The following is a 23,698-nucleotide window of genomic DNA, read 5'->3' as shown; positions in this document are numbered from 1 at the left end:
TTATCCTTTCACGCCGCCAAAGGTCAGCCCGGCGATGAGGTGTTTCTGCACAAGGAAGGTCAGCAAGAGCGCGGGAATGATCATCAGGACCGCCAGCGCACTCATGCCCCCCCAGTTGAGGGTGAAGTGCGAGGTGAAATCCATCAGCCCGACGGCCATGGTTTTCGAGTTGAGCGATCGGGTCAGCTGGCTGGCCAGCGCGTACTCGTTCCACGAGGTCAGGAAGGCGAAGATACCGACGCTGTCGATGCCGGCACGGGCGCCGGGGAATTCCACCTTCCAGAACGCCTGCCAGCGGGTGCAGCCGTCAATCCCGGCCGCCTCGGCCAGTTATTTTGGAACCTGACGGAAGAAACCGTCGATCAGCCAGATGGTGAATGGCACGTTCAGGGCGACATAGCTGAGGATCATGCCGAAATGCGTGTCGATGATCCCCAGGCGTCCGTAAAGGATGAACAGGGGCAGCGACAGCGCCACCCCCGGCACGGCGCGCGACACCATCAGGCGGAATTGCAGGCCGGATCGGGCAGCATTGGCGTGCTGAGGGGCCTTCATGGTGATCTGACCTCGGCCCCGGCCGGTTTGTGGACCTGACAGCTGTGGTCGATACCGCTGGGATCCAGGGCGGCACGCTGGAATTTGGCAAGCTGGGAACGGCGGAACAGAAATTCCAGCCGAGGATTCAGTCGACCTTCCTGATTGTGGCCAACAAGAAAGCGCTGGAGTTCTTGCCCGAAGGGGCCGAGCTGAACGCGCCGACTATGACCAGCTGGTCGCCTGGGCGAAGGCGACGAACGAAGCGAAAGGCGGTCCGAAGTTCGGCTTTCTTGCCGGGCAAAAGGGCCTGAACACCGCTTTTCGCAGAGCTTCATGCTGCCATCCTATGCCGTCGGCACCGTCAAGCCCTTGACCAGCGCCGAGGCGGAAGCGGCATGGACGATGTTCCGCGATCTGTGGGTGCATGCCAATCCGACTTCGACCAGTTACAACTTCATGCAGAACCAGCTGGTAAGCGAAGCAGTCTGGGTTGCCTTCGACCTCGTTGCCCGCATCGCCGATGCCTTCAACCAGAAGCCTGATGATTCCGAGGCCTTCCCGGCCCCCGCTGGCCCCAAGGGCCGCGCCTACACGCAGGTGATCGCAGGTGTTGCCATCCTGTCAACCGCCCCCGACATGGAAGCGGCCAAGGCGCTGGTGGCCTATATGATGCAGCCAGAAACGCAGGCTGCCACGCTGCGCGCCACCAACTTCTTCCCGGTGGTGGATGTGGTACTGCCCGATGACATGCCCGCCTCGCCCAAGACCTCTGGCCCGGCCATCGCGGCCATGTCCGGCGCGCCGGACACGCTGCCGCTCGTCGCCCCAGGCATCGCCGCCAGCGCGGTCTTTGACTTTGTCATCTCATGGAGCGAGGTCTTTGCAGCCGCTGTCCTGACGATCGAGAACCGCACCTTGACCGCCTTCCTGATGCAGTCGCTGGACTACTCGCCCCTGCATTTGAAATTCGCTGGCGTGGCCGCCATGGCGTTGCCTGCCCTGATTATCATCTTCGCCGTTCGCAAATACTTGCCTGCGATCAGGAGCATTTCGAACCGCCACGGGGTGTCATGGCCGAAATCGTCATCCAGGGCGCCCAGAAAAGCTTTGGCAGCTTTACCGCGCTGCATTCGGTGGACGTGACCATTTCAGACCGGGAATTCATGGTGCTGCTGGGTGCCTCGGGCTGCGGCCAGCGTGCTGAAATTCATCGCGCTGGAAGGGTTGGCGTGACAGCCGCGCCTAGTCCAGAAACGGCCCGGAATGTTCGTGCGCGTCGGACAGCAAAGGGCCATGCGCGCCATGGCCAAGCTCGTCTTCGGCACCATGATTGGCGATTTTCTTTGTTTCTTCGGCCTTGTCGGGCCACTGCTGGTCCCTGTGATCTTCATGTCGCTCGACAATCTGATCCGCCCCTGTTCCGTGTACCGTGCTGGCCTGCCCCGGAAGTTCTGTCAGCCTGATGCAGAGTCTGCCCGACCATGGGCGCCAAGCCCACGGATCACCGCCCGCGCTGCCGCCATGACCGGCACTTCGGTTTCCTTCAGGATGGCGAGGCGGTCAAAGCGGGCGGGGTCGCGGTTGACGGCCTCACGCAGGGCTGCACCAAAGGCCATGCGCAACTCGGTGCCGATGTTGAACTTGCAGATATGGCTGCTGGCTGCAAGGTCGGCGCGCTGGGACACCGGCACGCCGGAGCCGCCGTGGATCACCAGGGGAACCGAGGTCAGCGCCTCGATCGCGCGGAGGCGGGCAAGATCCAGCCCCGCGCCGCTGTCTTGTTGCAGGTGAACGTTGCCGACCGAAATGGCCATGGCATCAACCCCGGTGTCGCGCGCGAAACGGGCGGCTTCCCCGGGATCGGTCCCGGATGAGGCGGCCCCGCCGGCGTAGCCGACAAAGCCGATCTCGCCTTCGCAGGACACCCCTGCCGCGTGGGCGAGTTCGGCAACCCGGGCCGTCAGGTCGATGTTTTCCTGCAAGGGCAGTTTCGAGCCATCGAACATCAGCGAGGTGAAGCCCGCCTCCAGCGCGGCGCGGCAATCCTCCAGCGAATAGCCGTGGTCGAGATGGGCCACGACCGGCACGCTGGCGTTTTCGGCCAGATGGCGGAACATCCGGCCAAGGATCGGCAAGGGCGTATGTTCGCGGCAGCCCGGCCCGGCTTGCAGGATGATCGGCGCGCGTTCCGCCTCGGCGGCAGCGACATAGGCGCGCATGTCCTCCCAGCCAAGGCAGACAAGGCCGGGGACGGCGTAGCCATCCCTCAGCGCCGGTTGCAGCACGTCGCGCAGGGTGGCAAGCGTCATTTGAACTTGGCCACCATGTCCATGATGCCGGGGATCGTGTGCAGTTGCGCGGCGTGGGTCGGCTGGAAATACTGCTTCAGGCTGCGCTGGGAAAGGCCGCCGAGGATGGTGAAATAATACATCTCATAGCCAGGCAGCACGCAGCAGGGGTGATAGCCCTTGTCGATCAGCACGGTGGAGCGGTTCATGATGTGGTAGGCGTCGCCCGGTTCATTATCGACCCGCTGCATCATTTGCAGGCCCGAGCCGTAATCAGGCTTGAAGCGGAAGTTGTAGCATTCGTCGTGGCGGCTCTCATCGGGCAGGCGGTCGGTGTCGTGCTTGTGGCTGGGAAAGCCGGACCAGCCGCCCGCGCCGACGGTGAAAAGCTCGCTGACCAGCAGGCGGCCAACGCGGTCATGATAGGCCGCGCCAAGGATGTGCTTGATCTTGCGATGGGTTTTCGTGTCGTCCGAGCCGTATTGCACCTTGTCGATATCCGCCGCGCGGACGGCGAAGGGGCGCAGGGTTTCCCCGAATTTCGCCCCGGCGATGAACACCTCGGTATCGGTCAGGGCGGTGATCCGCGCGCCGCTGTCTTGCGGGACATAGACGCCTTCCGGCTCGCCATCCCAGACATCAACGCCCCGGTTGCCGATCCGGGCGAAGGTTTCGCCCATCGTTTCGACCGTCACGGTGCCGGTGGCAGGGACGACGCAGGTCTCGTATCCGGGGGTGCGATAGTCGAAGGTCTCGCCCGCCTTCAGCTTGACGATGTTGAAATAGACGAGCGGCACCAGCGCATCTTCCATGTCGACGATGGCGCGGTTCTGGTTGTCGTGCGGGGCGATGTGCATGGAGGGTGCCTTTATGCGGAGGGGCCGGGGTGCTGGCCAAGGAAGGTATCAAGTTCGGCGCCCGTCGGCATGGCCGGGGCGCAGCCGACGCGGGCCACGACCATCGCGGCGGCGGCAGATCCGCGCAGGACGGATGTCTTGACGGGACGGCCATTTGCCAGCCCGGCGATGAAGGCGCCAAGGAAACTGTCGCCCGCGCCGGTGGGTTTCAGCGCCGTGGTCGGGTAGATGCCGGTGGCAAACTCACCGTCGTGGGTGATGGTGACAGCACCCTTTTCGCCCATCTTGTAGACCACGATCTGCGCGCTGTCGCCGATCAGGCTGCGCGCCTTTTCAAGACCCCGGTCGGGGTGGCCGGCCATGAAGCCGAACTCCACATCATTGCCGACGATCACATCGCACATTGCCCCGGCGCGGGAATAGACCTCGGCGGCCACAGCGGCCGAGGGCCAGGAATAGGGCCGGTAATCCACGTCGAAGATCAGGGGCAGACCGGCGGCGCGGGCAAGGTCGAAGGCGCGGAAAGCGGCAGAGCGCGAGGGCTTGGCGGCAAGGACGGTGCCGGTGGTGATGAGGGCAGAGAAGGCGGCATAGTCTACCGTTTCCACATCTGAAACGGCCATCGCAAAATCAGCGGCATTGTTGCGGTAGATGACCGATTGGCAATTTTCCAACCGCGTTTCGACCACGGCGAGCGAGTTGCGTTCTTCCCCCGCGACCGCGCGGACATGGGTCCGGTCCACGCCATAGGCATCAAGCTGGTTGAGGCAGAAGCGACCCACCGCATCATCCGACACGCAGGTCACCAGCGCCGCGCGGCAGCCCTGCCGGGTCAGGGCCACGGCAATATTGGCGGAAGACCCGCCAAGGGCGGCGGTGAACCGGGTGGCATTCTCGGTCCGGGTGCCGGGGGGATCTGCGTAAAGGTCCATCCCGGCACGGCCGATAACAAGGAAGTTCTTCCCGGCAAGGCGGGCCAGATCGGCCATCAGACGCCCTGCCTTTGGGCGGCGCGCCCGGCTTCCACTTCCGCGTGCTTCTCGCGGACGCCCTGGCTGTCGGAGACCTCGGCGGTGCCGATCTCCCACCAGGCGTGGCCTTGGGTGGTCCAGCCGTCATAGGGATCAACCTGCATGACGATGACGCTGGTTTTTGTGGCGGATTTGGCGCGCTGGAAGGCTTCTGCCAGTTCGCCCGGATTGGCCACGGTTTCGGCATTGGCCCCCATCGCGCGGGCGTGGGCTTCGAAATCCACGGTGAAGGGGTCCGGCACCGTCGGGCAATCGGCGATCAGGTTGTTGAAGCTTTCCTGCCCGGTGTTGTTCTGCAACTTGTTGATCACCGCAAAGCCGCCGTTGTCCAGGACCAGCACGATCAGCTTCTTGCCGGTCAGGACCGAAGAATAGATGTCGGAGTTCATCAGAAGATAGCTGCCGTCACCGACAAAAACGATCGTGTCGCGGTCAGGCTCTGCTTGCGACTGCGCGATGCGGGCGCCCCAGCCGCCGGCGATTTCATAGCCCATGCAGGAAAAGCCGAATTCGACATCGACCGTGCCAATGCCCAGCGTGCGCCAGTTGGCGGTCACCTCGGCCGGAAGGCCACCCGCCGCCGTTACCACCCGGTCGCGCGGGTGGCAAAGGGCGTTCACCGCGCCGATGGCTTGGGCATAGGAGTTCGGGCGGTTGCCATGCGCCACGTTGCCGGCGACATAGGCGTCCCACGTCCTGCGCTCGGCTTGGGCCTTGGAGACCCAATCGGGCGCGGCGCGGTGGCCGGCAAGCGCCGACCCCAGCGCCAGAAGCCCCAGCTTGGCATCACCGACCACGGCCAGCGACTGGTGCTTGGCCGCGTCATGCCGCCCGGCGTTGAGGCCGATCAGGCGGGCGTCCGGGGCAAAGACGGTCCATGAGCCGGTGGTGAAATCCTGAAGCCGGGTGCCGACGGCAAGAACCACATCCGCCGCCCCCGCGATGGCATTGGCGCTGTCCGATCCGGTCACGCCCAAGGGGCCGATGTTCAGTGGATGGTCGGCCAAGAGGTTCGCCCGACCCGCGATGGTTTCCACCACGGGGATGCCATGAGCCTCGGCAAAACCGGTCAGTTCGGCCACCGCGCCGGAATATTGCACCCCGCCACCGGCCACGATCACCGGGCGTTTGGCCGCACGCAGAAGGGCGGCGGCCTCGGCAATCTCCGCCGTGTCGGGCGACTGGCGGCGGATGCGATGCACCCGCTTGGCAAAGAACGCCTCGGGGTAGTCATGGGCCCAGCCCTGCACGTCCTGCGGCAGGCCAAGGAAGGCCGGGCCGCAATCGGCGGGGTCCAGCATCGTGGCAAGGGCCGCGGGCAGGGATTGCAGGATCTGCGCCGGGTGGGTGATCCGGTCCCAGTAGCGGCTGACGGATTTGAACGCATCGTTGACGCCCATCGTGGGGTTCCCGAAGTGTTCAAGCTGTTGCAGCACCGGGTCGGGCAGGCGCGTGAGGAAGGTATCGCCACACAGCATCAGCATCGGCAGTCGGTTGGCATGGGCCAATGCGGCAGCCGTCAAGAGGTTCGCCGTCCCCGGCCCGGCGCTGGCGGTGCAGAACATGAAGCGGCGGCGCAGGTGGTATTTCGCGTAAGCGGCGGCGGCAAAGCCCATGCTTTGTTCGTTCTGGCCGCGATACAAGGGCATCGCGTCGCGCACCGGATAAAGCGCCTCGCCGAGACAAGGCACGTTGCCATGGCCGAAGATGCCGAAACCGCCACCGCAGATGCGGGTTTCCACGCCGTCAATCTCGATCCACTGGTTCATCAGCCAGCGTACGATGGCTTGCGCCACGGTCAGCCTTATGCCGCCCTCTGATCCGGTCATCGCTTGCCCTCCCGCCCCCGGCAAGGCCCTCAAACGGGACTTGCGTGTCTTGCTGCGGCAGGATACATCTTTTGCAACCGGTTGCAAGACTGGCCATTCGAGGGAGAGCGCCAATGACAGACATCGGGATCGGCCTCGTTGGCGGCGGCTACATGGGCAAGGCGCATGCGGTGGCCTATGCGGCCGTGGCGTCGGTGTTCGGCACGGCACTGCGCCCCCGGCTGGAGGTGATTGCCGCGACCTCGCCCGCCTCGGCCGAGCGCTATGCCAAGGCCTATGGCTTCAACCGCGCGGCGGCGGACTGGCGGGATCTGGTGGCGGACCCGAAGGTGGAGGCCGTGGTCATCGCCTCGCCCCAGTCCACCCACCGCGCGATTGCCGAAGCGGCCTTTGCCGCGGGCAAGCCGGTGTTCTGCGAAAAGCCGCTGGGGGCCTCGCTTGAGGATGCCAAGGCGATGGTTGCGGCGGCCAAGGCGTCGGGTCTGCCGAACATGATCGGCTTCAACTACGTCCGCACGCCCGCCACACAATTCGTCCGCCAGCTGCTGGCCGACCGCGCGATCGGCGACATCACATGGTTTCGCGGCGAGCATACCGAGGATTTTCTGGCTGACCCGTCCCTGCCTGCCACCTGGCGCACCACGGGCCGCGCGAATGGCTGCATGGGCGACCTTGCGCCGCATCCGATCAACTGCCTGCTGGCGCTGATGGGTCCGGTGGCCGAGCTTTCCGCAAGGATCGAGACGGTCCACGTCACCCGCCCCGGCCTGAACGGCCCGGTTGCGGTGGACAACGACGATCAGGCGCAACTGATGCTGCGCTTTGCCAGCGGGGTGATGGGGCATCTTTTCGTCAGCCGCGTCGCCACGGGGCGGAAGATGGGCTATGCCTATGAAATTCATGGCACAAAGGGCGCGATCAAGTTCGATCAGGAAGACCAGAACGCCGTCCACCTTTACCGCGCCGAAGGGCCCGAGGCGACGCGCGGCTTTACCCGCATCCTGACCGGCCCCGCGCATCCGAACTATGCCGCCTTCTGCCAAGGGCCTGGCCATGGCACCGGCTATCAGGACCAGATCATCATCGAGGCGCGCGATTTCCTTGAGGCGATTGCCACAGGGAAACCCGTCTGGCCCACCTTCCGCGACGGTCTGGCTGTCAGCCAGATCATCGATACCGCGCATCAGGCTTCCGACAGCGGCCAGTGGCACGCTGTCCCCCAATCATGAGGACCACATGACCATCCGTATCGGCAATGCCCCCTGCTCCTGGGGCGTGGAATTCGCAGACGACCCGCGCAACCCGCCGTGGCGGCAGGTGCTGAGCGATTGCGCGGGTGCGGGCTACAAGGGGATCGAGCTTGGCCCCATCGGCTTCATGCCCGAAGACCCGGCCATTCTGGGCGAGGCGCTGGCGGAAAACGGGCTGGAGCTGATCGGTGGCGTGGTCTTCCGCCCGTTCCATGACCCGGCGAAATGGGATGAGGTGATGGATGCCGCCACCCGCACCTGCAAGGCGCTGAGCGCGCATGGCGCGCGGCATCTGGTGCTGATCGACAGCATCTCGCCCCGCCGCGCGCCGACGGCTGGCCGCGCCGACGCCGCCGAGCAGATGGACGCGGCTGAATGGGCCGCCTTCCGCGACCGCATCGCCACCGTGGCAAGAATGGGGGCCGAGGACTATGGCCTGACCGTCGGGATCCACGCCCATGCCGCCGGCTTCATCGACTTCGAGCCGGAGCTGGAGCGGCTGCTGGACGAGGTCGATGAAAAGATCCTGAAGATCTGCTTCGACACCGGCCACCATTCCTACGCGGGCTTTGACCCGGTGGCCTTCATGCGCCGCCACATCGGCCGGATCAGCTACATGCACTTCAAGGACATCGACCCGAAGGTGAAGGCCGATGCCATCGCGAAAGGCACCGGCTTCTATGATGCCTGCGGTCAGGGCATCTTCTGCAACCTTGGCAAGGGCGACGTGGATTTCCCCGCCGTGCGGCAGGTGCTGCTGGATGCCGGTTTCGAAGGCTGGTGTACCGTCGAACAGGACTGCGACCCGACGCTGGATGTCAGCCCGATCGACGACGCGCGGGCGAACCGCGAATATCTTGAATCCATCGGCTTCAACTGAGGAAACCACGACCATGGCAAAACTGAACTGGGGCATGATCGGCGGCGGCGAAGGCAGCCAGATTGGCCCCGCTCATCGGCTGGGCGCGCAGGCCGACGCGCAGTTCGCCTTCGTTGCGGGCGCACTGGACCACCGGCCCGAGGCGGGGCGCGACTATGCGCAGCGCCTTGGCATCGCGGCCGACCGCGCCTATGGCGACTGGACCGAGATGCTCGCGGGCGAGCGCAACCGCCCGGACCGCTGCGATCTGGTGACGGTGGCTACCCCGAACTCGACCCATTTCGAGATCACCAAGGCCTTTCTTGAGGCTGGCTTCAACGTGCTTTGCGAAAAGCCGATGACCATGACGGTGGAAGAGGGCGAGGAGATCGTTCGCGTTGCGGAAAAGACCGGCAAGATCTGCGCGGTCAACTACTGCTACTCCGCCTATCCGATGGTCCGGCAGGCCCGCGCGATGGTGCGAGCGGGTGACATTGGCCGCGTGCGGCTGGTGGTGACGAACTTCAGCCACGGCCACCACGGCGATGCGACCGACGCCGACAATCCGCGTGTGCGCTGGCGTTATGACCCGGCGATGGCGGGTGTCTCCGGCCAGTTCGCCGATTGCGGCATCCACGCGCTGCACATGGCCAGCTTCATCTGCGATGATCAGGTGGAAAAGCTGTCGGCCGATTTCGCCTCGACCATCCCTTCGCGGGTCTTGGAGGATGACGCGATGGTCAACTTCCGGATGGCGGGCGGCACGGTCGGGCGGCTTTGGACATCGTCCGTCGCCATCGGGCGGCAGCATGGGTTCGATATTCAGGTCTTCGGCGAAACCGGGGGGCTGCGCTGGGCGTCGGAACAGCCGAACCAGCTGATCTATACCCCGGTCGGCGGGCGCACCCAGATCATCGAAAAGGGCGAAGGCGGGCTTTACGAGGATGCCAGGCGCCTGAGCCGCGTCGCCATTGCCCATCCCGAAGGCTTCCCGCTGGCTGTGGCCAACATCTACTGCGACCTTGCCGATGCGATCCGGGGCGAAAAGCGTGACGGATTGCCGACCGCGCCTGACGGGGTCCGGTCGATGGCAGCGGTGCATGTGGCGGTGGCCTCGGCCAAGGCGGGCGGGACGTGGATGGACGCGCGGCCGCCGATGTTCCGTTAAGGCAACGTCCGGCGGTCGATCACGCGGCAGGGGAACAGGCGGATTTCGGGGTGACGGTCGGGTTTCTCGATCGTCGCCACCACCAGTTCGATCGCAGCCTCGATGATCTGGGCGACGGGCTGGCGAATCGTCGTCAGCCCGATGTTCTGCCAGCGCGACATTTCCATGTCGTTCAAGCCGATCAACCCGATATCGCCCGGCACCGACAGCCCCGCGTCCTGGATCGCGCTTAGCGCGCCGATTGCCAGCAGATCGTCGCCGCAGAAATAGGCCTCGGCGGGGTTCATGGCCAGCAGGCGCTGCATTTCGGCGCGCCCGGCATCAAAGGTGTAGTCGCCAGCATAGGACAGGCTGACGGTGATGTCTGTCCTGCCGTCGAAGGACTCCAGAAACCCTGCCGCGCGGTCCTGGGTTGAGGTGGCGTTTTCCGGCCCGCCCAGAAACCCCACACGGGTATAGCCGCGCCGGATCAGCGCTTCGGCGGCCATCCGGCCACAGGCGACGTTGTCGATGCCGACAACATGCACATCCGGCGCAATTGAATAGCGCCCGAAGGCATGGACGACCGGCAGACCTGCGTTCTTGAACGATTCGGCAAAGCTGGACGGCAAGGTTGATGAGGCCACGATCACCCCATCCACCGAATACTGCCGCAGCATCCGCAGTGACGCGGCGGGATCGGTTGCATCGGTCAGGTTGACAAGAAGCGGACGCAAGCCACGATCCTGCAAGCCTCGGGTGAAAAGGTCGAACACCTCAAGGATCAGCGGGTTGTGGAAGTTGTTGACGATCAGGCCAATCAGTTTTGTCCGCCCCGTTGTCAGGCTGGAGGCAAGCGCGTTTGGCGCATAACCCAATTCGTTTGCAGCCTTTTCCACCTTGGCGCGGGTTCTGGCCGACACGGATGCGCCGTCCGTAAAGGTGCGTGAGACCGCAGAGCGGGAGACCCCCGCCCGCTCTGCCACCTCTTTCAGGGTTACCACCATTGACTGTCCGATCACCTGATCATCACCGCCCCACTATACATCCTCTGTTCTCAGAGAATACTGAGGTCAAGCCGGACAATTTTGCAACCGGTTGCACTATGAAGTCGTGTGGGCTAGCATTTTGTCAGGCGGCGCACCAAGGCCAGGCCAAGACCAAGCCAAGACCACGGTGCGCCGTTGAAACGGTCAGGGAGGACCACATGAAAAAATTCACGAAAGTCATTGCCGCTACGGCGGTTGCCGCCAGTGCCTTTGTCAGCGCGACCGTCGCCCATGCGGAAGGCGAGCGCTATGTGCTGGTCAGCCATGCGCCCGATAGCGACAGCTGGTGGAACACAATCAAGAACGCCATGGCGCTGGCAGGCGACCAGATGGGCGTGACAGTGGAATACCGCAACCCGCCGACCGGTGACCTTGCCGACATGGCCCGGATCATCGAACAGGCTGCCGCCTCAAGCCCGGATGGCATCATCACCACTCTGGCGGATTACGACGTCTTGAAAGGTCCGATTCAGGCTGCTGTCGATGCGGGCGTCGATGTCATCATCATGAATTCCGGCACCCCCGATCAGGCGCGTGAGGTTGGCGCGCTGATGTATGTCGGTCAGCCGGAATATGATGCCGGCTATGCAGCAGGTCTGCGGGCCAAGGGTGATGGCGTGGGATCCTTCCTGTGCGTCAACCATTACATCGTGCAGCCGTCATCGCAGGAACGTTGTCAGGGTTTCGCCGACGGTCTGGGAATTGACCTTGGCAACCAGATGATCGACGCCGGCCAAGACCCGGCCGAGATCAAGAACCGCGTGCTGGCTTATCTGTCGGCTAACCCCGATACCGACGCGGTGTTGACGCTTGGGCCGACCTCGGCTGATCCGACGATTCTTGCGCTGGAAGAAAACGGGATGGCGGGTGACATCTATTTCGGCACCTTCGATCTGGGTGGCGAGATCGTCAAAGCGATCAAATCCGGTGTGATCAAGTGGGGCATCGACCAGCAGCCCTTCCTGCAAGCCTATCTGCCGGTCGTGGTTCTGACCAACTACCACCGCTATGGCGTGCTGCCGGGCAACAACATCAACTCTGGCCCCGGCTTCGTGACGGCTGACGGTCTGACCAAGGTCGAGGCTCTGGCGGGCGAATACCGCTAGTCTTGCGAGCGCCCGGAGCAATCCGGGCGCCCAACCTTTGCGACTTTCCCCACAGATGAGGTGCCAGAATGGCCGATGCCGCACAGCCGCCGTCAATGGCCGACGAGCGCGTGAAAAAGATGTCGGGGCTGCGCCGTGCGTTGATCCGGCCCGAACTTGGCGGGATTGTCGGCACGATTGCCGTCTTTACCTTCTTCATCCTGTTTGCCTTTGACAGTGGCATGTTCAGCAGTCAGGGCGTGCTGAACTGGTCGATCGTTTCGGCCCAGTTCATGATCATCGCCGTGGGCGCCTGCCTTCTGATGATCGCCGGAGAGTTCGACCTTTCGGTGGGATCGATGATCGGCTTTGCCGGCATGTCGATTGCGATCCTGTCGGTGACGCTGGGTTGGCCGGTCTGGCTGGCGATCCTGACGACCTTTGTCCTGTGCATCGCGATTGGCGGGTTGAACGGCTATATCGTTGTGCGCACCGGGCTGCCCAGTTTCATCGTGACGTTGGCCTTCCTGTTCATCCTGCGCGGGTTCACGATCTTTCTGCCGCAGTTGATCGAGCGAAAGACCATCATCGGCGGCATCAATGACGTGTCGGCGGGCGACCCCCTGGCTTGGCTGTTCGGTGGGAAGATCCTGAAGGGGTTCTTCGCTTGGCTGGGGGAGGCCGGGATCATCTCGACCTTTGAGCGGGGCATAAACAAGGGCCAGCCGGTCGTTGACGGCATCCCGATGCTGATCGTCTGGGCGATTGTGCTGGTGATCTTCGGCCATGTCCTTCTGACCCGCACCCGCTTTGGGAACTGGATCTTTGCTGCGGGCGGTGACGCGCAGGCGGCCCGCTATGTGGGTGTACCGGTCAATCGCGTGAAGATCCTGATGTTCATGTTCTCGGCCTTTTGCGCCACGGTCTTTGCCACCTGCCAGGTGATGGAGTTCGGGTCAGCCGGGGCGGACCGGGGCCTTCTGAAGGAGTTCGAGGCGATCATCGCCGTGGTCATCGGCGGGGCGCTGTTGACCGGGGGCTACGGATCGGTCATCGGGGCGGCCCTTGGCGCGCTGATCTTTGGTGTCGTGCAGCAGGGGCTGTTCTTTGCCGGGGTGGAATCAAGCCTGTTCCGCGTGTTCCTTGGCGTCATCTTGCTGGGGGCGGTGATCCTGAACACATATATCCGCCGCCTGATCACCGGAGAGCGTTAAGATGACCAGTATTCACGCCCCCCTGATTGAAATGCGCAACATCGAAAAGCACTTCGGGTCGGTCATCGCGCTGGCCGGGGTTTCGGTGCAGATCTATCCCGGCGAATGTCATTGCCTGCTGGGTGACAACGGCGCGGGAAAATCGACCTTCATCAAGACGATGTCCGGGGTCCACAAACCCACGCGCGGCGAGATCCTGTTCGAAGGCAAGGCGATGCAGTTTGACGACCCGCGCGACGCCATCACCGCCGGAATCGCCACGGTCTATCAGGATCTGGCGATGATCCCGCTGATGTCGGTCAGCCGCAATTTCTTCATGGGCAACGAGCCGTTGAAGAAGTTCGGGCCTTTCGGATTTTTCGACCACGAAAAGGCCAATCGCATCACCATGGAAGAAATGCGCGCCATGGGGATCAACCTGCGCGGGCCGGATCAGGCGGTCGGCACCCTGTCTGGCGGAGAGCGGCAGACTGTCGCCATCGCCCGCGCCGTGCATTTCGGCGCGAAGGTGCTGATCCTTGATGAGCCGACCAGCGCGCTTGGTGTGCGCCAGACAGCGAACGTTCTGGCCACGGTGGACAAGGTGCGCAAGAAGGGCATCGCGGTGGTCTTCATCACCCATAATGTCCGGCATGCAATGGCGGTGGGCGACCGGTTTACGGTGCTGAACCGGGGCAAGACGCTTGGCACCGCGCAACGCGGCCAGATCACGCCCGAGGAGTTGCAGGATCTGATGGCGGGCGGGCAAGAGATGGCGGAACTGGAAGGCTCGCTGGGTGGCACGGTCTGAGCGCTGGCCCACTCAGGCCCGCTTGATGCGGTTCACATGGCCCATCTTGCGGCCGGGGCGGGGGGCGCCCTTGCCGTAAAGGTGCAGTTGCACGTCGCGGGCTTTCAAGAGGTCAGGCACCTGTGCCACATCGTCCCCGATCAGGTTTTCCATCACCACATCGGCGTAGCGGCCTCCGTCGCCCAACGGCAGGCCGATGACGGCGCGGATGTGTTGTTCGAACTGGTCCACCGTGCAGCCGGCTTGGGTCCAGTGGCCGGTATTGTGAACACGGGGCGCGATTTCGTTGACCAACAGGCCCTGTGGGGTGACGAAAAGCTCGACCCCCATCACGCCGACATAATCCAGCGCATTCAGGATGCGGGCGGCCAGCAGAACGGCATCGGACCGCTGGCCCGGTGACAGGCGGGCGGGAACCGTGGTGGTGCGCAGGATACCGTCGCGGTGGATGTTTTCACCGGGATCATAGGCGGCGACAGACCCGTCAAGGCCACGGGCGGCAATCACCGACACCTCACGGTCGAAGGCGACGAAGCCCTCCAGCACCGAGGCGGCGCCGTTCATCGCGGCCCAGGCGGCCGGAATGTCGGCCGTGTCCGTCAGCTTGACCTGACCCTTGCCGTCATAGCCAAGCCGGGTGGTCTTGAGGATGGCGGGCAGGCCAAGCGCATCGACCGCCACCGCAAGATCGGCTTCGGAATTCACCGCACGCCACGGGGCGGTGGCAAGGCCAAGGTCATTCAGGAAGGTCTTTTCGGGGATGCGGTCCTGACTGATCGCCAGCGCCCGGCGGTTCGGGCGGATCGGCCGCAGGCTTTCCAGAAGGTCAAGCGCCGAGGTCGGGACGTTCTCGAATTCATAGGTGATCACATCGACCGAGGCGGCGAAGGCGCGCAGGGCGCTTTCATCCTCGTAAGGGGCGGTGGTCACCTGATGGGCGACATCCCCCGCCGGGGCGGCACCCGGTTCGTAGATGTGGCAACGATAGCCCAGACGGCTGGCGGCGACCGAAAGCATCCGGCCCAGTTGCCCGCCACCAAGGATGCCGATTGTGGATCCTTGCGGCAGGGGGTCAGTCATCCTTCGGCTCCTGAGGGATAGAGGCGGACAGGGCGTCGCGCCATGCGTCAAGGCGCTGGGCAAGGCCCGGGTCGGAAACGGCAAGGATGGCGGCAGCCATCAGCCCCGCATTCGCCGCCCCACCGATTGCCATGGTGGCAACCGGATAGCCCTTGGGCATCTGCACAATGGAATAAAGCGAATCGACGCCCGCAAGCGCCTTGGTCTGGACCGGCACGCCGATCACCGGCAGCCGGGTTTTCGACGCCATCATGCCCGGCAGATGCGCCGCACCGCCCGCGCCTGCGATGATGACCTTCAGGCCCCGCGAAACGGCGGTCTTGCCATAGTCCCACAGCCGGTCCGGCGTGCGGTGGGCCGAGACGATCCTTGTTTCATAGGGGATGCCAAGCTCGTCCAGAATACTGGCCGCGTCTTTCATTGTGGGCCAGTCAGACTGGCTTCCCATGATGATTCCGACATGAACGGTCATGCGCGCGCCTTTGCCTTGCCTGCGACCCGATTAGCGAAGCCGGGCGCGGGGGGCAAGGCTTTGACTGGGCCTGGATGGGGTTGGAAAGGGACTCAGGCGATGATGTCGGGGATCAGCTGATCCTCGATCTTTACCATCTGATCCTTCAGCGCCAGTTTCTGCTTCTTCAGCCGCCGCAGCGTAAGCTGATCGGGGCGGCCGGTTTCTTCAAGCGCATGGATCGCCTGGTCAAGATCACGATGCTCACGCCGCAGCACCTCCAGCTTGATGCGGAGCATTTCCTCGAAACTGAGTTCGGATGGTGCATTCATGGCGGACCGACTCGATTCCTATGCTTCACGGCAGGATATAGGAAAGTGATCGCCGGGGGTGAAGGTTTCTGCGCCAACTTCGCCAAAAATGGCGGGTCTTGCAGGGTGCTGGCTTGCGCCCCATATTGCAAACAAGCGGAGCCTGCATACGGGGCCGCGTGCCGAATTGTCGCTTGAACCAAGGACAAGTCCGATGACGAAACTGAGCTTTGGAGCCCACCCCTATCTGTTGGGGTTTGAACAGCTGGAACGGCTGGTCGAACGCACCGCGAAATCAGGGGCCGAGGGTTATCCGCCCTTCAACATCGAGGCCGTGGCGGAAAACGCCTACCGGATCACTCTGGCCGTCGCCGGTTTCCGTGAGGAAGATCTGGCGATCACGGTCGAGGATCGCCAGTTGGTCGTGCGCGGCCGTCAGGCGGATGATCTGGGTGAACGGGTGTTTTTGCACCGGGGCATCGCCGCGCGGGCGTTCCAGCGCAGTTTCGTGATGGCCGACGGGGTCGAAGTTGCGGGGGCCACGATGGAGCATGGTCTTTTGCACATCGATCTGCGGCGTCAGGTGCCGGACACGGTGGTGCAAACCATCCGCATCGGACAAAAGGAAGGAGCCAAGAGATGAACACGCCATTCAACGGGTTGCCACAGGGGACGGACCGGATCGTCTATGTCCGCCCCGTGTCGGTTGAAGATCTGCCGGATGAGGTGCGGGCGCAAATGGGCGGGCTGGAGGTGATCTATTCCGTCCACGGTGCTGACGGGCAGCAACTGGCCTTGGTGGCCGACCGCAAGCTGGCGTTCCATCTGGCGCGGGAACACGATTACACGCCGGTCAGCGTGCATTGATCGACGCAGGGCGACGGAACCGCTACGCTGTGGCGTAGAAGATCTGTCGTCAATGGAGGTCAGATTGAAAACTGTCGCCAATTATTCCAGCGTTCAGATCGCCCTGCATTGGGCCGTCGCTGTCCTGATCCTGTTGGCCTGGCTGTCTGCCGAGGGTGCGGAAGAGGCGCTTGAAGCCGCGGAAGACGGTGCTGCCACGGGCTTTGTGCCGCATGTGGCCTTTGGCATGGCCATCCTTTCCCTTGTCGTGCTGCGACTTGTGATCCGGCTGACGCGTGGCGCACCTGCGGCACCGGGCGTTCCCGGCAGCCTTCAGGTCAAGGCGGCCAATTGGGGGCATCGGCTGCTTTACCTTCTGATGATCGCGGTGCCGTTGGGCGGGGTCAGCATCTGGTTTGGCGGCATGGATAACGGTGATATCCACGGGCTGTTTGCCAACGTTCTGCTGGCCGTCGCGCTGGGTCATGCGCTGATGGCGCTTTATCATCACTATGTGCTGAAAGACGGGCTGATCCGCCGGATGATGAAGGCGGACTAAGAACGCAATGACCCGCGAATGACAGAGGCCGCGCCCCGTTGGGGCGCGGCCTCATTGACTTGGGCCAAGCGTCGGATCAGGCGCGGATGAGGCCCATCTGTTCCAGCTTCAGAAGCACCTGATGCGCACAGTGGTCGACATCGACATTCTCGGTGTCCACCACAAGTTCGGCATTGGTCGGTGCCTCGTAGGGGTCGGAAATACCTGTGAATTCCTTGATCTTGCCTTCCCGCGCGAGCTTGTAGAGGCCCTTGCGGTCGCGCTTTTCGCATTCCTCGATGCTGGTCGCCACATGCACTTCGATAAAGGCCCCGAAGGCCTCGATCATCTCGCGCACGGCGCGGCGGGTGGCGGTGTAGGGGGCAATCGGTGCGCAGATCGCGATGCCGCCGTTCTTGGTGATCTCGCTTGCCACATAGCCGATGCGCTTGATGTTGAGGTCGCGGTGTTCCTTGGAGAACCCGAGTTCCGAACTGAGGTGTTTCCGCACCACATCGCCGTCAAGCAGCGTGACGGGCCGGCCGCCCATTTCCATCAGCTTGACCATGAGGGCGTTGGCGATGGTGGATTTGCCGCTGCCCGAAAGACCGGTGAAAAAGACGGTGAAGCCCTGCTTCGACCGCGCGGGGCTGGTCTTGCGCAGTTCTTCCACCACCTGCGGAAAGCTGAACCATTCCGGGATTTCCAGCCCCTCGCGCAGGCGGCGGCGCAGTTCTGTGCCAGAGATATCCAGCACGGTTGACCCTTCCGGCACTTCGTTTGCAGGGTAATACTGGGCCTTCTCAGCGACATAGACCATGTGCTTGAAGTCGACCATTTCGATGCCGATCTCGGCGGCGTGCTTGGCGAACAGTTCCTGTGCTGCGTAGGGGTCGTAGAAGTCCTTTCCGGCGCTGTTTTTGCCCGGACCAGCATGGTCACGCCCCACGATCATGTGGGTGCACCCATGGTTCTTGCGGATGATACCGTGCCAGACCGCCTCACGCGGGCCAGCCATGCGCATGGCGAGGTTGAGAAGCGACAGCGCCGTGGTCTGGGCGGGGTACTGGTCCAGCACCGCCTCATAGCAGCGGACGCGGGTGAAGTGGTCCACGTCGCCCGGTTTGGTCATGCCGACGACCGGGTGGATCAGAAGGTTGGCCTGAGCCTCCCGCGCCGCGCGGAAGGTCAGTTCCTGATGCGCGCGGTGCAGCGGATTGCGGGTCTGGAAGGCCACGACCTTGCGCCAGCCAAGTTTGCGGAACAGGGCGCGCAGTTCATTGGGCGTATCGCGGCGGGCCTTGAAGTCGTAATGCACGGGCTGCTGGATGCCGGTGATCGCGCCGCCCAGATAGACCTTGCCAGCCTGATTGTGCAGATAGTTGACCGCCGGATGGGCCAGATCATCGGCGCCAAAGACCTTCTCCGCCTCAAGTGCCTTGTTCGGCACCCATTTGTCGGTGACCGACAGGATCGCAAGGATCACGCCTTCGGCGTCGCGTAGGGCGATATCCTTGCCCGGCTCCGCCTTTTCGGCAAAGGATTCTGACACATCCAGTGTGATCGGCATCGGAAACAGGGTGCCGTCTGCGGTGCGCATGTTGGCCACCACCCCGTCATAATCGGCCTGCCCCATGAAGCCTTTCAGCGGGTAAAAACCACCGTTCAGCAACAGTTCCAGGTCGCACACCTGCCGGGCGGTCAGATCCCAGGACGGCAGGTTCCCCGCTTCAACCTTGAGTTTCTGGGCGGATTCATACGAGACGTAAAGCTCCGGTATGGGGGCATGGTTCGGCAGGGACATGGGATCAACCTTTTCAGCGCGGCAGGACACCCCCGCCGTTTGGCCGGGTCCGTAGCGCGACACTTGGGCGGAATTCAAGCGAATGCAGGGAGTTTATGCCAGAAAAGGCGGAAATGCCGGGGTTTCTGCGCTTGCGAGACGGACGTTCCAGCCATGGCCGGGATCGGCGAACATTCCATGGTCGGGGCTTCAGGCCAGATAGGCGCGAAAGCTGCGGATGACATCTTCGTAAACCGCGCGCTTGAAGGGGACGATGGCGTCCAGCATCTCGTCCGCCAAGATCCAGCGCCAGGTCGAAAACTCAGGGTGTTCGGTGGCGATATGGATGTCGCTGTCACGGCCCTTGAAGCGGAACAGGAACCATTTCTGCTTTTGCCCCCGATACTTGCCGCCCCAGACCCTGCCCAGAAGATCGGGCGGCAGGTCATAGGTCACCCAGCCATGGGTCTTGGCGACAGATTCCACCAGATCACGGCTGACGCCGGTTTCTTCCCAAAGCTCGCGCAAGGCGGCCTGTTTCGGCTTTTCGCCGTCGTCAATCCCGCCCTGAGGCATTTGCCACGCGGGCGACGGGCTGTCGAGCCGCTGGCCCGCAAACACCATGCCGCGGGCGTCGATCAGCACGACACCGACGCAGGGACGATAGGGAAGGCTGGTCGGATCGGTCATGGAAAACCGGGCGGGGTTTTTGGCCCCGCCCGCGCTGATCAAGGTTGTTCAGGGGCGATGGCGGTCAGCCCCTTGATGATGTCTACGGCATAGGCAAGCTGGTAATCCTCGTCGCGCAGCTTGGCGGATTCCTCGGCCCGGGTCAGTTCTTCCTCGTAGAGCCGCCTTTCCTCATCGGTCATCGAATCATTGCTGATCGCGCCGCGAAGGTCAGCCTCGGACCGGCTGCGCACTGCCGAGGCGGGGGCATCTGCCTCGCCTTCGGCAACAGGTTTCGGAGGCGGCTGGTTCACCACGATATCTGGCGAGATGCCAAGCGCCTGAATCGAGCGGCCCGAAGGCGTGTAGTAGCGTGAGGTTGTCAGGCGCATCGCCCCGTCGCCGCGCAGCGGGATCAGCGTCTGGACCGAGCCTTTGCCAAAGCTTTTGGTCCCAACCACAATCGCGCGGCGATGATCCTGCAAGGCACCTGCCACGATTTCCGAGGCCGAGGCAGAGCCGCCGTTGATCAGCACCACGATCGGCTTTCCATCGACCAGATCGCCCGCGCGGGCGTTGTAGCGTTCGCCCGAGCCGGGGTTGCGGCCGCGGGTCGACACGATCTCGCCCTTTTCAAGGAAGGCATCGGAAACCGAAATCGCTTCATTCAGCAAGCCGCCGGGGTTGTTGCGCATGTCGATGACGACACCGTCCATCTTGTCCTGCCCGCCCAGTTCCTCGACCGCTTTCTTCAGGGCATCGATCACGCCGGATGTGGTCTGGTCGTTGAAGGTCGTGATCCGCAGCACCACGGTCTTGCCGACGACCCTGCCCCGTACGGCGGTCAGCTTGATCGTGTCGCGGATGATCGACACGTCAAAAGGTTCTGGCGAACCTTCCCGGACCACGGTGATGATGATTTCAGACCCGATCGGGCCACGCATCTTTTCCACGGCCTCGTCAAGCACCAGTCCAAGGACCGATTCTCCGTCGACATGGGTAATGAAGTCGCCCGCAAGGATCCCGGCCTTGTCAGCCGGGGTGCCGTCCATCGGAGAGATGACCTTGATGAAGCCTTCTTCCTGCGTCACCTCGATGCCGAGGCCGCCGAATTCACCCCGGGTCTGCACCCGCATGTCCTCGAAGTCCTTCGCGGACAGATAGCTGGAATGCGGGTCAAGCGAAGTCAGCATGCCGTTGATCGCGGCAGTGACCAGCTTGTCGGTCGGAACTTCCTCGACATACTGACTGCGGATGCGTTCGAAAATATCGCCGAACAGGTCAAGCTGTTCGTAGACCGAGGATTCGCGATTGGCTTCCTGGGCAACCAGTGGCCCGGCGATCTGCGTGGTCAGAACGACCCCGGCAACCGTTCCGCCCAAGGCGGCCATCATGAACTTTTTCATGCGACGTCAGTCTCCTGTGCGGGCGGTGGCCTTGAACCACGGCATCGGGTCCACGGGCGCAGCACCCTGTCTGAGTTCCATATAAAGCGTTTCCGTATCGCGCCCGCCAGACCCATCTTGCGGCGGGGCCATGAATTCCGCCGAGGCCGCGCCCGGACCCCCCATCAGGCCTAGCGGAGCATCGGTGGCAACCACCTCTCCCACTTCGCCATAAAGGACATCCATCCCGGCCAGAACCAATAGATAGCCGTCTCCGGGCTCAAGGATCATCACATTTCCGTAGTCCAGCAGCGGCCCCCGGTAGCGGATCGTGGCGGGCCATGGCGCAGTGACCAATGCGCGGGCCTGGGTGGCAAGCGTGAGGCCGGGGCGACGGGTGCCGGCGGGGTCCGCCTCGCCCGGTTTGCGCAGGATGGTTGCAAGCACGGGCAAAGGCAACGCACCCCTCGCGCTTTCAAACGAGCCCTCGCTGGCGGTATCGGGCGAAAGGCCGGCTGCAAAGGCATCCAGCGTATCGGAACTTTCCAGCAGGACACGCAAGACGCCGGGGTCGTCGGCAAAGCGGCGGGGCAGGTCAATGCGGTCCGAGATGGCCTGGGAAAGGGTCGTCCGGGCCGATTGTGCGGCAGAAAGACCTTTGGAAAGCGTCGCGCCCGCCGAAAGCTGCAAGGCACGCAGGTCAGCCAGTTCCTGCAATTCGGCCTTCAGAGCCAGCGCCTCGGCTTGCAGGGCCGGGGTAATGTCGGCAAGCATCATCCCTGACCGGGCGGTGCCAAGTGCGCCTTCGGGGTGCAGCAGCAAGAGCGGCCCCGGGTTTGCCTCCATCGTGGCAAGCACGCCCAGAAGGTTGCCGATGCTGTCACGCTTGGCCTGCAACTGGCGGGTCAGGGTGGCTTCGCGCTGGGCCGCCGCCCGCAACGCACCGCGCAGGGTGGTCAGCCCCGCCTCATAGGCTCGGATCGTCTGGCTGAGGGCGCCAACCCGATCGCGTGCAGAGATGGCAACCTCCAGCGCCGCTACAGCGGCCTGCAGGTCAGCCGAGGCCCGGCCGGCGGCTTGGGCCACCGTTTCGGCCAGTGCCGGGGACGCCAAGGCGAGGGTCAGCCCGAAGATGGCAGCGCGGATCATGTAATGAGCGAGGCCCCGGTCATCTCGGCCGGTTGGGGCAGGCCCATCAGGTGCAGAAGTGTCGGTGCAAGGTCGGCCAGCCTGCCGTCGCGCAAGGTTGCGCCGGGCGGGCCGCCGACAAGGATGACCGGCACCGGGTTGATGGTATGTGCGGTGTGCGGGCCACCCAAGACCGGATCCACCATCACTTCGCAATTGCCGTGATCAGCGCAGATCAGCATGGCGCCGCCCTTTGCCGTCAGGGCCGCCAGCGCGCGGGTCAGGCCAAGGTCGACCGCCTCGCACGCCTTGATCGCTGCGGGCAGGCTGCCGGTGTGGCCCACCATGTCGGGGTTGGCGAAGTTGACGACGATCAGGTCATAGCCATGGTTGATCGCTTCGACCAAGCGGTCGGTGACTTCAGGGGCGCTCATTTCCGGTTGCAGGTCATAGGTGGCGACCTTGGGAGAGGACGGCATGGCGCGGTCTTCGCCGGGGTAAGGCACTTCGCGGCCGCCATTCAGGAAGAAGGTGACATGGGGGTATTTTTCAGTCTCGGCCAGCCGGAACTGGGTGCGGCCTTGGCTCGACACCCATTCGCCCAGGGTGTTGACCAAGACCCGCTTGGGGAAGGCGGTGGCCATGTAGGCGTTATGGGCGTCGGAATATTCGACCATCCCCAGCATGGCAGACCATTGCGGGCGCGTGCCGACCTCGAAGGCGGTGAACGCCGGATCGCCAAGCGCTGCAAGGATTTCGCGCGCCCGGTCAGCGCGGAAATTCAGGCAGAACAGCCCGTCGCCATCCTTGATCCCGGCATAACCGCCAATCACCGTGGGCGCGAGGAATTCATCCGTCTCGCCCTTGGCATAAGACGCGGCGACGGCGGCAACCGGGTCTGGCGCGGCTTCGCCTTTGGCGTTCACCATCATCTCATAGGCGCGCGACACGCGGTCCCACCGGTTGTCGCGGTCCATTGCCCAGTAGCGCCCGGTGACGGTGGCAATCTGCGCACCCGGGGGCAGTTGTCCGGCCAGCGTGGCGACAAAGCCCTGCGCCGAAGACGGGGCGACATCGCGCCCGTCGGTGATGGCGTGAAGGGCGACCGGAAGCCCCAAAGCCGTCAGCGCGCGGGCGGCGGCAAGGATGTGGTTGATGTGGCCATGCACGCCACCATCGGACACCACGCCCATCAGATGCGCGGTGCCACCTGCGGCTTGCACCCTGGCGGCAAAGTCAAGGATCGCGGGATTGAGTGCAAAGCTGCCATCCTCGACCGCAAGGTCGATGGCGCCAAGGTCCATCGCCACGACGCGGCCAGCTCCGATGTTGGTATGGCCCACTTCGGAATTGCCCATTTGCCCGGTGGGCAGGCCAACATCCGGCCCGTGAGTCACAAGGGTCGCATGCGGGCAGGTTGCCCAAAGGTGGTTGAAGGTTGGCACATGGGCCTGCGCCGGGGCGCTGACCTTGGGGTCAGGCCCGATGCCCCAGCCGTCAAGGATGCAAAGGACGACGGGTTTCGGGCCCAGTTTCGGGGCGGTCATCGGCAGGCTCCTGTCTGGCTTCGC

The 23,698-nt window shown here is 63.7% G+C and carries 25 protein-coding genes; 10 read left to right on the top strand and 15 right to left on the bottom strand.

Annotation, left to right across the window (positions count from 1 at the left end):
* Entirely contained in the window at positions 1-330 is a 330-nt protein-coding gene (locus QUV21_RS05315; protein ID WP_300853850.1) for an ABC transporter permease subunit, read from the bottom strand.
* Positions 331-555, bottom strand: a complete 225-nt coding sequence (locus QUV21_RS05310) for a hypothetical protein (RefSeq protein ID WP_300853591.1) — start codon at positions 553-555, stop codon at positions 331-333.
* Positions 556-870: 315 nt separating this feature from the next.
* Here QUV21_RS05310 and QUV21_RS05305 point away from each other — a divergent pair, with 315 nt between their 5' ends.
* On the top strand, positions 871-1,680 hold the full coding sequence (locus QUV21_RS05305) for an extracellular solute-binding protein (RefSeq protein ID WP_300853590.1): 810 nt from the start codon (positions 871-873) through the stop codon (positions 1,678-1,680).
* 311 nt (positions 1,681-1,991) lie between these two features.
* Here QUV21_RS05305 and QUV21_RS05300 read toward each other — a convergent pair whose 3' ends face one another.
* From QUV21_RS05300 to iolD, 4 genes are read right to left on the bottom strand one after another with little or no spacing between them, the layout of a single operon-like run.
* A complete protein-coding gene (locus QUV21_RS05300; RefSeq protein ID WP_300853589.1) occupies positions 1,992-2,846 on the bottom strand; it encodes a class II fructose-bisphosphate aldolase in 855 nt (284 codons plus the stop codon).
* Positions 2,843-3,682, bottom strand: coding sequence for a 5-deoxy-glucuronate isomerase (locus QUV21_RS05295; RefSeq protein WP_300853588.1), 840 nt, complete (start codon positions 3,680-3,682; stop codon positions 2,843-2,845). Before QUV21_RS05295 ends, QUV21_RS05300 begins: the two co-directional genes overlap by 4 nt.
* Positions 3,683-3,693: 11 nt before the next feature.
* On the bottom strand, positions 3,694-4,671 hold the full coding sequence (gene iolC / locus QUV21_RS05290; protein WP_300853587.1) for a 5-dehydro-2-deoxygluconokinase: 978 nt from the start codon (positions 4,669-4,671) through the stop codon (positions 3,694-3,696).
* Positions 4,671-6,542, bottom strand: coding sequence for a 3D-(3,5/4)-trihydroxycyclohexane-1,2-dione acylhydrolase (decyclizing) (gene iolD, locus QUV21_RS05285; RefSeq protein ID WP_300853586.1), 1,872 nt, complete (start codon positions 6,540-6,542; stop codon positions 4,671-4,673). The genes iolC and iolD overlap by 1 nt, the downstream gene beginning before the upstream one ends.
* 113 nt (positions 6,543-6,655) lie before the next feature.
* On the opposite strand from iolD, the gene QUV21_RS05280 reads away from it, so the two are divergent.
* The 3 genes from QUV21_RS05280 to QUV21_RS05270 are packed head-to-tail and all read left to right on the top strand — an operon-like array spanning position 6,656 to position 9,819.
* Positions 6,656-7,771, top strand: coding sequence for a Gfo/Idh/MocA family oxidoreductase (locus tag QUV21_RS05280; protein ID WP_300853585.1), 1,116 nt, complete (start codon positions 6,656-6,658; stop codon positions 7,769-7,771).
* A gap of 7 nt (positions 7,772-7,778) precedes the next feature.
* Positions 7,779-8,672: a TIM barrel protein gene (locus tag QUV21_RS05275; protein WP_300853584.1), complete on the top strand. Its 894-nt coding sequence runs from the start codon at positions 7,779-7,781 to the stop codon at positions 8,670-8,672.
* A gap of 13 nt (positions 8,673-8,685) precedes the next feature.
* Positions 8,686-9,819 (top strand): Gfo/Idh/MocA family oxidoreductase, encoded by a 1,134-nt coding sequence (locus QUV21_RS05270; RefSeq protein ID WP_300853583.1) that lies wholly within the window; start codon positions 8,686-8,688, stop codon positions 9,817-9,819.
* Here the strand turns inward: QUV21_RS05270 and QUV21_RS05265 are convergent.
* Entirely contained in the window at positions 9,816-10,805 is a 990-nt protein-coding gene (locus QUV21_RS05265; protein WP_300853849.1) for a LacI family DNA-binding transcriptional regulator, read from the bottom strand. The two genes, QUV21_RS05270 and QUV21_RS05265, sit on opposite strands and share 4 nt — an antisense overlap.
* 200 nt (positions 10,806-11,005) lie before the next feature.
* Here QUV21_RS05265 and QUV21_RS05260 point away from each other — a divergent pair, with 200 nt between their 5' ends.
* The 3 genes from QUV21_RS05260 to QUV21_RS05250 all read left to right on the top strand — a co-directional run bounded on the left by QUV21_RS05260 (position 11,006) and on the right by QUV21_RS05250 (position 13,936).
* On the top strand, positions 11,006-11,953 hold the full coding sequence (locus QUV21_RS05260; RefSeq protein WP_300853582.1) for a sugar ABC transporter substrate-binding protein: 948 nt from the start codon (positions 11,006-11,008) through the stop codon (positions 11,951-11,953).
* A gap of 68 nt (positions 11,954-12,021) precedes the next feature.
* A complete protein-coding gene (locus tag QUV21_RS05255; RefSeq protein ID WP_300853581.1) occupies positions 12,022-13,146 on the top strand; it encodes an ABC transporter permease in 1,125 nt (374 codons plus the stop codon).
* 1 nt (position 13,147) lies between these two features.
* A complete protein-coding gene (locus QUV21_RS05250) occupies positions 13,148-13,936 on the top strand; it encodes an ATP-binding cassette domain-containing protein (RefSeq protein WP_300853580.1) in 789 nt (262 codons plus the stop codon).
* Between the two features lie 12 nt (positions 13,937-13,948).
* Here QUV21_RS05250 and QUV21_RS05245 read toward each other — a convergent pair whose 3' ends face one another.
* The 3 genes from QUV21_RS05245 to QUV21_RS05235 form a co-directional block, all read right to left on the bottom strand.
* Positions 13,949-15,016 (bottom strand): 5-(carboxyamino)imidazole ribonucleotide synthase, encoded by a 1,068-nt coding sequence (locus QUV21_RS05245; protein ID WP_300853579.1) that lies wholly within the window; start codon positions 15,014-15,016, stop codon positions 13,949-13,951.
* Positions 15,009-15,488 (bottom strand): 5-(carboxyamino)imidazole ribonucleotide mutase, encoded by a 480-nt coding sequence (gene purE, locus QUV21_RS05240; protein ID WP_300853578.1) that lies wholly within the window; start codon positions 15,486-15,488, stop codon positions 15,009-15,011. The genes QUV21_RS05245 and purE overlap by 8 nt, the downstream gene beginning before the upstream one ends.
* 92 nt (positions 15,489-15,580) lie before the next feature.
* Positions 15,581-15,799, bottom strand: a complete 219-nt coding sequence (locus tag QUV21_RS05235) for a DUF465 domain-containing protein (RefSeq protein ID WP_300853577.1) — start codon at positions 15,797-15,799, stop codon at positions 15,581-15,583.
* Positions 15,800-15,992: 193 nt separating this feature from the next.
* Here QUV21_RS05235 and QUV21_RS05230 point away from each other — a divergent pair, with 193 nt between their 5' ends.
* From QUV21_RS05230 to QUV21_RS05220, 3 genes are all read left to right on the top strand, one after another.
* Positions 15,993-16,421 carry an Hsp20 family protein gene (locus QUV21_RS05230; RefSeq protein WP_300853576.1) on the top strand — a complete coding sequence of 143 codons (429 nt, stop codon included), beginning with the start codon at positions 15,993-15,995 and terminating at the stop codon, positions 16,419-16,421.
* Entirely contained in the window at positions 16,418-16,645 is a 228-nt protein-coding gene (locus QUV21_RS05225; RefSeq protein ID WP_300853575.1) for a DUF1150 family protein, read from the top strand. Before QUV21_RS05230 ends, QUV21_RS05225 begins: the two co-directional genes overlap by 4 nt.
* A 64-nt stretch (positions 16,646-16,709) precedes the next feature.
* Positions 16,710-17,183, top strand: coding sequence for a cytochrome b/b6 domain-containing protein (locus tag QUV21_RS05220; RefSeq protein ID WP_300853574.1), 474 nt, complete (start codon positions 16,710-16,712; stop codon positions 17,181-17,183).
* A 76-nt stretch (positions 17,184-17,259) separates the two neighbouring features.
* On the opposite strand, the gene QUV21_RS05215 is transcribed toward QUV21_RS05220, so the two are convergent.
* The 5 genes from QUV21_RS05215 to gpmI all read right to left on the bottom strand — a co-directional run bounded on the left by QUV21_RS05215 (position 17,260) and on the right by gpmI (position 23,674).
* Positions 17,260-18,966, bottom strand: a complete 1,707-nt coding sequence (locus QUV21_RS05215) for a bifunctional sulfate adenylyltransferase/adenylylsulfate kinase (RefSeq protein ID WP_300853573.1) — start codon at positions 18,964-18,966, stop codon at positions 17,260-17,262.
* Between the two features lie 189 nt (positions 18,967-19,155).
* Positions 19,156-19,635 (bottom strand): RNA pyrophosphohydrolase, encoded by a 480-nt coding sequence (locus QUV21_RS05210; protein ID WP_300853572.1) that lies wholly within the window; start codon positions 19,633-19,635, stop codon positions 19,156-19,158.
* A gap of 38 nt (positions 19,636-19,673) precedes the next feature.
* Positions 19,674-21,020 carry a S41 family peptidase gene (locus QUV21_RS05205; protein WP_300853571.1) on the bottom strand — a complete coding sequence of 449 codons (1,347 nt, stop codon included), beginning with the start codon at positions 21,018-21,020 and terminating at the stop codon, positions 19,674-19,676.
* A 6-nt stretch (positions 21,021-21,026) separates the two neighbouring features.
* Positions 21,027-22,148, bottom strand: a complete 1,122-nt coding sequence (locus tag QUV21_RS05200; RefSeq protein WP_300853570.1) for a peptidoglycan DD-metalloendopeptidase family protein — start codon at positions 22,146-22,148, stop codon at positions 21,027-21,029.
* Positions 22,145-23,674, bottom strand: coding sequence for a 2,3-bisphosphoglycerate-independent phosphoglycerate mutase (gpmI, locus tag QUV21_RS05195; RefSeq protein WP_300853569.1), 1,530 nt, complete (start codon positions 23,672-23,674; stop codon positions 22,145-22,147). The genes QUV21_RS05200 and gpmI overlap by 4 nt, the downstream gene beginning before the upstream one ends.
* Positions 23,675-23,698 lie beyond the last annotated feature (24 nt).

This window comes from Tabrizicola sp., assembly GCF_030373185.1.
GTDB lineage: Bacteria > Pseudomonadota > Alphaproteobacteria > Rhodobacterales > Rhodobacteraceae > Tabrizicola.
The sequence above is the reverse complement of the archived record's forward strand: the minus strand, read 5'-3'. Positions and strand labels throughout refer to the sequence as shown.